The sequence below is a fragment of the Streptomyces sp. NPDC091377 genome, assembly GCF_044757045.1.
Lineage (GTDB): Bacteria > Actinomycetota > Actinomycetes > Streptomycetales > Streptomycetaceae > Streptomyces.
Map to the genome: position 1 here is coordinate 146,524 of NZ_JBIVUE010000019.1, position 9,788 is coordinate 156,311.

Consider the following 9,788-nt stretch of genomic DNA (forward strand, 5'->3'; position numbering starts at 1 on the left):
CCGTACGCTGCCTACCTGACGCGGATCTTCGACGCGTCGGGCGCAGTCGACGGATCATCCCCACGGATTCCGGAAAGCACACTTCAGCAGGGGCGGGCGATGGAGCAGACACACACCTCCCAGAGCGGCGCGGCGACAGCCACGCCCGGCGCGCAGCGGCGAGTCCTGGTCGTCGAGGACGACGCGACGATCGTCGACGCCATCGCGGCCCGGCTGCGCGCCGAGGGATTTCTCGTGCAGACCGCGGGCGACGGCCCGTCGGCGGTCGACACCGCCGAGGCATGGCAGCCCGATCTGCTGATCCTCGACATCATGCTGCCGGGCTTCGACGGTCTGGAGGTCTGCCGCCGGGTGCAGGCCCAGCGGCCGGTACCGGTACTGATGCTCACGGCGCGTGACGACGAGACCGACATGCTGGTCGGGCTGGGTGTCGGCGCCGACGACTACATGACCAAGCCGTTCTCGATGCGGGAGTTGGCGGCCCGCGTGCATGTCCTGCTGCGCCGGGTCGAGCGGGCGGCGATCGCGGCGTCCACGCCGAGGAGCGGCATTCTGCGCCTCGGTGAGCTGGAGATCGACCACGCCCAGCGGCGGGTTCGGGTGCGTTCGGAGGATGTGCATCTGACGCCGACCGAGTTCGATCTGCTGGTGTGCCTGGCGAACACCCCGCGCGCGGTGCTCTCCCGTGAGCAGTTGCTCGCGGAGGTGTGGGACTGGGCGGACGCGTCGGGGACGCGGACCGTCGACAGCCACATCAAGGCGCTGCGGCGGAAGATCGGCGCGGAGCGGATCCGTACGGTGCACGGGGTGGGGTACGCGCTGGAGACGCCGACGCCATGAGCGAGGAACGGCCGGCCGCGAGAAAGAGCCCCGGGGAGCCCTGGGGCGGCGTACGACCGTTCTCGATCAAGACCAAGCTGGGCGCGCTGGTGGTCACCTCGGTGCTGATCACCACCGGTCTTTCGATGATCGCGGTGCGCACCCAGACCGAGCTGCGGTTCATCACGGTCTTCTCGATGATCGCCACCTTGCTGATCACCCAGTTCGTGGCGCACTCGCTGACCGCGCCGCTGGACGACATGAACACCGTGGCCCGGTCGATCTCGCACGGCGACTACACCCGCCGGGTGCGGGAGAACCGGCGGGACGAGCTGGGCGACCTCGCCGTCACCATCAATCTGATGGCCGACGAGCTGGAGGCGCAGGACCAGCAGCGCAAGGAGCTGGTCGCCAATGTCTCGCACGAGCTGCGCACCCCGATCGCGGGGCTGCGGGCGGTGCTGGAGAACATCGTGGACGGCGTCACCCAGGCCGACCCGGAGACCATGCGTACGGCGCTGAAGCAGACCGAGCGGCTGGGTCGGCTGGTGGAGACCCTGCTGGACCTGTCCCGGCTGGACAACGGGGTCGTCCCGCTCAAGCAGCGCCGGTTCGAGGTGTGGCCGTATCTGTCGGGGGTGCTGAAGGAGGCCAACATGGTGGCCTCGGCCCGCGCGGACATGGCGTCGGGCTCGGGCAGCCACACGCGGACGGACGTCCATCTGCATCTGGACGTCTCGCCGCCGGAGCTGACCGCGCACGCGGACCCGGAGCGGATCCACCAGGTGGTGGCCAACCTGATCGACAACGCGGTCAAGCACAGCCCACCGCACGGCCGGGTGACGCTGAAGGCCCGCCGGGGCACGCGCCCGGAGTCGCTGGAGCTGGAGGTGCTGGACGAGGGGCCTGGGATACCGCGCTCGGAGTGGCACCGGGTCTTCGAGCGGTTCAACCGGGGAGCGGTCAACCGACCGCACGGCCCGGGCAGCGACGGCGGAACCGGCCTGGGGCTGGCGATCGCACGCTGGGCGGTCGATCTGCACGGCGGCAGGATCGGAGTGGCCGAATCCGAACGCGGCTGCCGAATCCTGGTCACCCTCCCGGGCGACCACCCGCTACCGAGCTGACCTTCGGGGGCGGGGGCGTCGGCCACGGGGCCGGGGTGACCTTGAGGCGGACGGCCACTGATCCGGGGGGGCCGTCGGTGGGCGACCCCTGGTCCGGGGCCCGTCCGGGGGGGACGGCAACTGGTCCGGGCCCCTTCGGGCGGACGAACGCTGGTCCGGGGGCCCGTCGGGGGGCGGCAACGGGTCCATGGCGGCCCTTCGGGCGGACGGCCACTGATCCGGGGCGACCCTTCGGGCGGACGGCCACTGGGCCCGGGGGCCCGTCGGGGGGCCGGCAAATGTCCCGGGGCGGCCCTTAGGGCGGACGCCCACTGGTCCGGGGCGGGGATCCGGGGCAGCCGACCGTCCTTGCGGGGGTTCCGGGAGGACCGCCGCCGGCCCAGGCCAGGCCCTCCTGGCAGGTCGCCGCCGGTCTGGGCGGGCCTCCGGGGAGACCACCGCGGGTCCGGGCGGGCCTCCGGGGAGACCACCGCAGGTCCGGGCGGGCCCACCGTACAGCGCCGCCGCGGTCCAGGCCCGGGCTTCCAGGAGACCCCGGCCACCCCCACCACCCCACCCCCACCCCCCGGCCGAACCCCGCCCCTCCGACTCGCCCCTTCGGGCGACAACGCCATGCCAAGTTGACGTAAAGTTCGGTACGGGACGTTCAAAGTCCGATACAGGACGCCCAAGATCCCGCTAGGGCCGGTCCGAGCCCCCGTCACGAACGGGGCCGCGGCCCGCGAGAGCCGTCGCAGGTTCGCGCGCGACACGACGCCGAACCTGAGGTCACCCCTTCCTCCACCAGCTGAATCACGTTTGTTTCCCGCCATTTCCAGCCCCGAAACACGGCTTCGGATGTGACTTGCGCGACGTTGAACGGGCCCGACCTGACCTTGGCGGTCTTGGGGGCGTAGCCTTAATTCCCGCTGTCCCATCACCTTGTGAAGCGGAAGAGGGCGGTTGCCGCCGTGTCGCCACAGTCCCCCAGTAACGCATCGAGCATCTCGACCGACGCCGACCAAGCGGGCCACAATCCCGCTGCCGCGTTCGGTCCGAACGAGTGGCTCGTCGACGAGATCTATCAGCAGTACCTCCAGGACCCGAATTCGGTAGACCGTGCCTGGTGGGACTTCTTCGCCGACTACAAGCCGGGGGCCCCTGCCGCCCCGGCCGCGGCGGGTACCGCGGCTCCGGCCGCCGCGGAGACCCCCACCACAGCGACGGCCCCGGCTCCGGCTCCCGCCCCGCAGGCGGCCCCCCCGGCCGCGCCCGCCGCCCCGGCTCCGGCTCAGGCCGCCCCCAAGCAGCCCGCCGCCGCTGCCGCCGCACCCGCGTCGGCCGCTCCGGCCACGCAGGCCGCTCCGGCTCCGGCTCCGGCCAAGCCCGCGGCACCCGCCGCGCCCGCCCAGCCGGCCGCCAAGGCCGCGGCGCCGGCCGCCGAGGCCCCGGCCGGTCCCGAGCTGCAGACGCTGCGCGGCCCGGCCGCCGCGGTCGTGAAGAACATGGACGCCTCGCTGGAGGTGCCGACGGCCACCTCGGTCCGCGCGGTCCCGGTGAAGCTGCTGTTCGACAACCGCATCGTCATCAACAACCACCTCAAGCGCGCCCGCGGCGGGAAGATCTCCTTCACGCACATCATCGGGTACGCGATGGTGCAGGCCATCAAGGCCATGCCGTCGATGAACTGGTCCTACCAGCTCAAGGACGGCAAGCCCACCCTGGTCAAGCCGGAGCACGTCAACCTCGGTCTCGCCATCGACCTGGTCAAGCCCAACGGCGACCGCCAGCTCGTCGTCGCGGCGATCAAGAAGGCCGAGACGCTGAACTTCTTCGAGTTCTGGCAGGCTTACGAGGACATCGTCCGCCGCGCCCGTGACGGCAAGCTGACCATGGCCGACTTCACCGGTGTCACGGTCTCCCTGACCAACCCCGGCGGCCTCGGCACGGTCCACTCGGTGCCGCGTCTGATGCCGAACCAGTCGGTGATCATGGGCGTCGGCTCCATGGACTACCCGGCGGAGTTCCAGGGCACCTCCCAGGACACCCTGAACAAGCTCGGCATCTCCAAGGTCATGACCCTCACGTCGACCTACGACCACCGGGTCGTCCAGGGCGCCGCCTCCGGCGAGTTCCTGCGCCAGGTCGCCAACCTGCTCCTCGGCCAGAACGACTTCTACGACGCCATCTTCGAGGCCCTGCGCATCCCCTACGAGCCGGTCCGCTGGCTCAAGGACATCGACGCCAGCCACGACGACGACGTCACCAAGGCCGCCCGCGTCTTCGAGCTGATCCACTCCTACCGGGTCCGCGGCCACGTCATGGCCGACACCGACCCGCTGGAGTACCGCCAGCGCAAGCACCCCGACCTCGACATCACCGAGCACGGGCTGACCCTGTGGGACCTGGAGCGCGAGTTCGCCGTCGGCGGCTTCTCGGGCAAGTCCCTGATGAAGCTGCGCGAGATCCTCGGCGTGCTGCGCGACTCGTACTGCCGCACCACCGGCATCGAGTTCATGCACATCCAGGACCCCAAGCAGCGCAAGTGGATCCAGGACCGGGTCGAGCGCGGCCACACCAAGCCGGAGCGCGAGGAGCAGCTGCGCATCCTGCGCCGCCTGAACGCCGCCGAAGCCTTCGAGACCTTCCTCCAGACGAAGTACGTCGGACAGAAGCGGTTCTCCCTGGAGGGCGGCGAGTCCGTCATCCCGCTGCTGGACGCGGTCCTGGACTCGGCCGCCGAGTCCCGGCTGGACGAGGTCGTCGTCGGCATGGCCCACCGCGGCCGGCTCAACGTCCTCGCCAACATCGTCGGCAAGTCGTACGCGCAGATCTTCCGTGAGTTCGAGGGCAACCTCGACCCGAAGTCGATGCACGGCTCCGGCGACGTGAAGTACCACCTGGGCGCCGAGGGCACCTTCACCGGCCTGGACGGCGAGCAGATCAAGGTCTCCCTGGTCGCGAACCCCTCCCACCTGGAGGCCGTGGACCCGGTCCTGGAGGGCGTCTCGCGCGCCAAGCAGGACATCATCAACAAGGGCGGCACCGACTTCACGGTGCTGCCGGTGGCGATCCACGGCGACGCGGCCTTCGCGGGCCAGGGCGTGGTGGCCGAGACCCTGAACATGTCGCAGCTGCGCGGCTACCGCACCGGCGGCACGGTCCACATCGTCATCAACAACCAGGTCGGCTTCACCGCCGCCCCCGAGTCCTCGCGCTCCTCGATGTACGCGACGGACGTGGCCCGCATGATCGAGGCCCCGATCTTCCATGTGAACGGCGACGACCCGGAGGCCGTGGTCCGCGTGGCGCGGCTCGCCTTCGAGTTCCGTCAGGCGTTCAACAAGGACGTGGTGATCGACCTCATCTGCTACCGCCGCCGCGGTCACAACGAGACGGACAACCCGGCCTTCACCCAGCCGCTGATGTACGACCTGATCGACAAGAAGCGCTCGGTGCGCAAGCTCTACACCGAGTCCCTGATCGGTCGCGGCGACATCACCCTGGAAGAGGCCGAGCAGGCGCTCCAGGACTACCAGGGCCAGCTGGAGAAGGTCTTCACCGAGGTCCGCGAGGCCACCTCGCAGCCGGCCGCGGTCGAGACGCCGGACCCGCAGGCCGAGTTCCCGGTCCAGGTCTCCACGGCCGTCTCCACCGAGGTCGTCAAGCGGATCGCCGAGTCCCAGGTCAACGTCCCCGACCACATCACCGTCCACCCGCGGCTGCTTCCGCAGCTCCAGCGCCGGGCGGCCATGGTCGAGGACGGCACCATCGACTGGGGCATGGGCGAGACCCTCGCGATCGGCTCGCTGCTGCTGGACAACGTCCCGGTCCGGATCGCCGGCCAGGACTCCCAGCGCGGCACCTTCGGCCAGCGCCACGCGGTGATCATCGACCGGCAGACCGGCGAGGAGTACACCCCGCTCCAGTACCTCGCCGAGGACCAGGCCCGGCTGAACGTCTACAACTCGCTGCTCTCCGAGTACGCGGCCATGGGCTTCGAGTACGGCTACTCGCTGGCCCGCCCGGACGCGCTGGTGATGTGGGAGGCGCAGTTCGGCGACTTCGTCAACGGCGCGCAGACGGTCGTGGACGAGTTCATCTCGTCGGCCGAGCAGAAGTGGGCCCAGACCTCCGGTGTGGTCCTGCTGCTGCCGCACGGCTACGAGGGCCAGGGCCCGGACCACTCCTCGGCCCGCCCGGAGCGGTTCCTCCAGCTCTGCGCCCAGAACAACATGACGGTCGCCATGCCGACCCTCCCGTCGAACTACTTCCACCTCCTGCGGTGGCAGGTGCACAACCCGCACCACAAGCCGCTGGTCGTCTTCACCCCGAAGTCGATGCTGCGTCTGAAGGCCGCTGCCTCGAAGGCGGAGGAGTTCACCACGGGTCACTTCCGCCCGGTCATCGGCGACGACAGTGTCGACGCGGCGGCGGTGAAGAAGGTCGTCTTCTGCGCGGGCAAGGTCTTCTACGACCTGGAGGCCGAGCGCCGCAAGCGCGGGGTCACGGACACGGCGATCATCCGCATCGAGCGGCTGTACCCGCTGCCGGGTGCCGAGCTGCAGGCGGAGATCAAGAAGTACGCGAACGCCGAGAAGTACCTGTGGGTGCAGGAGGAGCCGGCGAACCAGGGCTTCTGGCCCTTCATCGCCCTCAACCTGATCGACCACCTGGACCTGGCCGTCGGCGCCGACGTCCCGCACGGCGAGCGCCTGCGCCGGATCTCGCGCCCGCACGGCTCGTCCCCGGCGGTCGGCTCCGCCAAGCGCCACCAGGCCGAGCAGGAGCAGCTGGTGCGCGAGGTGTTCGAGGCGTGAACCGCTGAGACCGCGATCAGCTGGCTGCTGAGCGCTGGGCGCTGGCTGCTGGCTGCTGACCGCTGAGCGCGATGGACAGGGTGAGGCCCGGTCCCGGAGATTTCCGGGGCCGGGCCTTTCCGTAGGCTGGGAACGGCACGACCGTCCCGTAGAGCACGCAGGAGAGCGACCCCATGTACTTCACCGACCGCGGTATCGAGGAGCTGGAGAAGCGGCGCGGCGAGGAGGAGATCACCTTCGAGTGGCTCGCCGAGCAGCTTCGGACGTTCGTGGACCTCAACCCGGACTTCGAGGTGCCGGTGGAGCGGCTCGCGACCTGGCTGGCACGGCTGGACGACGAGGACGACGACGCGTAGCCGGTTCAGTCCCGCGGGAGGGTCAGGCCGTACGACAGTCCCAGCGCGCCGTGGGCGAGCAGCAGGGCGCCCGCGCTGAGCAGGCCCGCCCTGCGCCGCCGTAGGCCGTGGACGACCAGGGGAAGCCCGGCGACGACCTCGGCGAGGGCGAGGAGCCGGGCCTCGGGCCGCCCGGACCAGGGGAGATAGGGGCCGAGCGGTCCCTCCTGGACGGCCTCCAGTTCCGTACGGGCCGTCCGGCGCAGGGTGGCCCAGTCGATCTGCCGTACGTCGGGCAGGGCGCGGGCCGCCACGCTCAGCTCGGCACTGGACGCGCCCGGGGTGAGACCGGCGGGGAGGGCGACGCCCGTGCGGGAGAGGATCGCGACCAGGCCGAGCAGCCGGGCGCGGGCGTCGGCCTCGGAGTCCGGCGCGGCGAGCCGGTCGAGGGACTGGACGTCGAGCACCGGGTCGAGGCCCAGCCGGGCGGCGAAGGTGCGCATGGCCTCGTCCTCGCCGACCGGGGTGCCGTCGGTGAGCCAGACGTAGCCGACGGGGCGGCGGAAGCCGACGGCGAGGGTGTAGCCGACGCGGTCCGCGTCCCACCACAGCGCGAGAACGGGCCAGGGGGCGCCCACGGCCAGCGCGGTGGCCCAGCCGGTGGCCACCCGGTCGACGGGTTCCGCCCCGTCGGACCAGGGCCGCCCCTCGGGCACGAGCACACTCCACTCCTGCCCCGCCGCCGTCAGCAGCATGGGTTCGTTGAGGAGATGGGCCACGGGGGCGACGGAGTCGGCGGGGGCGCGGCACACCAGCAGGGCGCCCGGAGCGTTCTCTTCCGACGGCATGGTTCACACGCTAGGGCAATTTGTCCGGTTAAGCGGCATAAGGCGCCACGAGCGAGGGGGTGATCCGACCTCGAACCCACGACTTCAAGGTCTACCTTGAAAAAATTAAGGACTGGGAGTTGAGATCTCAAAAATCTCAAGGTACAAAGGAATCGTAGACAGTCGCCGAGTGTGAGGAGCCGAGGGTGGACTGGCAGGAGCTGACCGACCTGACGCAAGGGCGGCCGTTCGTGGTCGAGCGGGTCCGCCTGGCCGACAGCGGTGTCGCGATCGAGGGGCAGTTCGAGCCGCCGCAGTTGGCCCAGCTCGGCATCGAGGACCAGGTGTTCGTCGCCGCGTTCGTCCGGTCCCACGGCTCCATCAAGGAGATGGAGCGGATCTTCGGGGTCAGCTACCCGACGGTCAAGTCCCGCCTCAAGCGCATCGCCGAGCACCTCGACTTCGTCGACACCGACCCGGCACCCGCCGGCGCCGATGTGCTCGACCGCCTGCAACGGGGGGAGATCAGCGCCGAGGAGGCGCTGACCGAGCTGGACAGGTCCCGGTGATGCCGCAACTGGTGACGGTACGCCGTCGCCGTCCCGACGGCCGCTGGAAGCGGCTGTACGTCCCCGTCCTGCCGGTGCTGCTGGTGCTGTCACCGCTGCTGCTGCTCGCCGTACTGGGCGGACTGATCGCCTGCCGCGTCTTCCAGGTGAGTCCGGGGGGCGCGCTGCGCGGGGCGGGACGCGCGCTGTGGGCGCTGCCCGGCACCCGGTTCGAGCTGGAGCAGGGGGGAACGGCCGTGCTGGTGAGCGTCCGCTGACACTGGCGGCATCGGCCCGGGGCCGGGGGCCGGGAAAGCAGCGGAATCGAAGAAACCCGAGGATCCAAGGGAAGGGGAACGACCATGAACGAGCAGCGCCGCCAGGTCCTGCAGATGCTGGCCGACGGCAAGATCACCGCGGATGAGGCCGAGCGGCTGATCAGCGCCCTCGAACGGGACCAGCCCGAGCCGCCGCCGGGGGCCGCGCTCCGCCCGAAGGCACGGCCCAAGTACCTGCGGCTGGTGGTGTTCTCCGAGGAGGACAGCGACGCACCGACCCGCATCAACATCCAGGTCCCGCTCCAACTCCTGCGTGCCGGGGTCCGGCTCGCGAGCCTCGTGCCGCCGCAGGCGCTCACCAGGGCCAACGCGGAACTGAGCAAGGCGGGGGTCCCGATCGACCTCACCGAACTGAAGCCGCAGCACCTGGAGGAACTGGTCGAGCATCTGGACGACATCACCGTCGACATCGACAGCGCCGACGGCAAGGTGCAGGTCTTCTGCGAGTGACGTCTCTTTACCGCTGACGTCTTTGCTGCTGACGTCTTTGCCGCTGGCCTCTTTGTCACTGACGTCTTTTGTCCGTGACGTCTTTGTCCGTGACGTCTTTGTCAGTGACGTCTTGTGTCACTGACCTCTTTGTGAGTGACGTCTTCCACGGGTGGCGTCTTCTCCGGCGAGCCCGCCGCGATCGAGCCTGACAGGGCCGCGAGCGCCCGTCTCACTCTCCTCACCGGCCGCCGTCGAGGTGCGCCGCGTTCCGGGCCTGAGCAACGGCTCCGCCGACTCCCGCGCCCTCTTCACCTCACCCTTCTTCACGACACCCTTCTTCACGACACCCTTCGCCCTTCACCACTCCACCCTTCGAACGGGAGGGCTCCATGCCTTCATCTGTCATGCCCACGCCCAGCCGAGCCGGTGGTGGCCCGACGGCACCGGCCGCCATTTCCGCTCTCGGGTTGCGTAAGTCGTACGGCGAGAAGACCGTCCTGGACGGTATCGACCTCCACATCCCCGCCGGATCCGTGTTCGCACTCCTCGGACCCAACGGCGCC

At 70.2% G+C, this 9,788-nt stretch carries 8 protein-coding genes and 1 pseudogene; 8 read left to right on the forward strand and 1 reads right to left on the reverse strand.

The window, feature by feature from the left end; translation table 11 throughout:
- Positions 1-99: 99 nt before the first annotated feature.
- The 4 genes from ACIQNG_RS32045 (at position 100) to ACIQNG_RS32060 (ending at position 7,101) form a co-directional block, all read left to right on the forward strand.
- Complete coding sequence (locus ACIQNG_RS32045) at positions 100-840, forward strand: response regulator transcription factor (RefSeq protein ID WP_401440118.1); 741 nt, start codon at positions 100-102, stop codon at positions 838-840.
- The gene (locus tag ACIQNG_RS32050; protein ID WP_401440116.1) at positions 837-1,946 is read left to right on the forward strand and encodes an ATP-binding protein; all 1,110 of its coding nucleotides are present in this window, start codon (positions 837-839) and stop codon (positions 1,944-1,946) included. The genes ACIQNG_RS32045 and ACIQNG_RS32050 overlap by 4 nt, the downstream gene beginning before the upstream one ends.
- Positions 1,947-2,896: 950 nt before the next feature.
- Complete coding sequence (locus ACIQNG_RS32055; protein ID WP_401489844.1) at positions 2,897-6,745, forward strand: multifunctional oxoglutarate decarboxylase/oxoglutarate dehydrogenase thiamine pyrophosphate-binding subunit/dihydrolipoyllysine-residue succinyltransferase subunit; 3,849 nt, start codon at positions 2,897-2,899, stop codon at positions 6,743-6,745.
- Between the two features lie 173 nt (positions 6,746-6,918).
- A complete protein-coding gene (locus tag ACIQNG_RS32060; RefSeq protein ID WP_401440112.1) occupies positions 6,919-7,101 on the forward strand; it encodes a DUF6104 family protein in 183 nt (60 codons plus the stop codon).
- A gap of 5 nt (positions 7,102-7,106) precedes the next feature.
- Here ACIQNG_RS32060 and ACIQNG_RS32065 read toward each other — a convergent pair whose 3' ends face one another.
- Positions 7,107-7,928, reverse strand: a complete 822-nt coding sequence (locus tag ACIQNG_RS32065; protein WP_401489847.1) for a hypothetical protein — start codon at positions 7,926-7,928, stop codon at positions 7,107-7,109.
- 185 nt (positions 7,929-8,113) lie between these two features.
- On the opposite strand from ACIQNG_RS32065, the gene ACIQNG_RS32070 reads away from it, so the two are divergent.
- From ACIQNG_RS32070 to ACIQNG_RS32085, 4 genes and pseudogenes are all read left to right on the forward strand, one after another.
- Complete coding sequence (locus tag ACIQNG_RS32070; protein WP_401440108.1) at positions 8,114-8,476, forward strand: DUF2089 domain-containing protein; 363 nt, start codon at positions 8,114-8,116, stop codon at positions 8,474-8,476.
- The gene (locus ACIQNG_RS32075; protein WP_401489849.1) at positions 8,476-8,733 is read left to right on the forward strand and encodes a hypothetical protein; all 258 of its coding nucleotides are present in this window, start codon (positions 8,476-8,478) and stop codon (positions 8,731-8,733) included. The genes ACIQNG_RS32070 and ACIQNG_RS32075 overlap by 1 nt, the downstream gene beginning before the upstream one ends.
- An 84-nt stretch (positions 8,734-8,817) precedes the next feature.
- Positions 8,818-9,243, forward strand: a complete 426-nt coding sequence (locus ACIQNG_RS32080) for an SHOCT-like domain-containing protein (RefSeq protein WP_401489851.1) — start codon at positions 8,818-8,820, stop codon at positions 9,241-9,243.
- 371 nt (positions 9,244-9,614) lie between these two features.
- Positions 9,615-9,788, forward strand: a pseudogene (locus ACIQNG_RS32085) (ABC transporter); the annotation flags it as partial.

Coding starts and splice junctions, on each gene's coding strand:
- ACIQNG_RS32050 (WP_401440116.1), top strand. CDS start 837: ATGAGCGAGGAACGGCCGGCCGCGAGAAAGAGCCCCGGGGAGCCCTGG.
- ACIQNG_RS32065 (WP_401489847.1), bottom strand. CDS start 7,928: ATGCCGTCGGAAGAGAACGCTCCGGGCGCCCTGCTGGTGTGCCGCGCC.
- ACIQNG_RS32045 (WP_401440118.1), top strand. CDS start 100: ATGGAGCAGACACACACCTCCCAGAGCGGCGCGGCGACAGCCACGCCC.
- ACIQNG_RS32080 (WP_401489851.1), top strand. CDS start 8,818: ATGAACGAGCAGCGCCGCCAGGTCCTGCAGATGCTGGCCGACGGCAAG.
- ACIQNG_RS32060 (WP_401440112.1), top strand. CDS start 6,919: ATGTACTTCACCGACCGCGGTATCGAGGAGCTGGAGAAGCGGCGCGGC.
- ACIQNG_RS32075 (WP_401489849.1), top strand. CDS start 8,476: ATGCCGCAACTGGTGACGGTACGCCGTCGCCGTCCCGACGGCCGCTGG.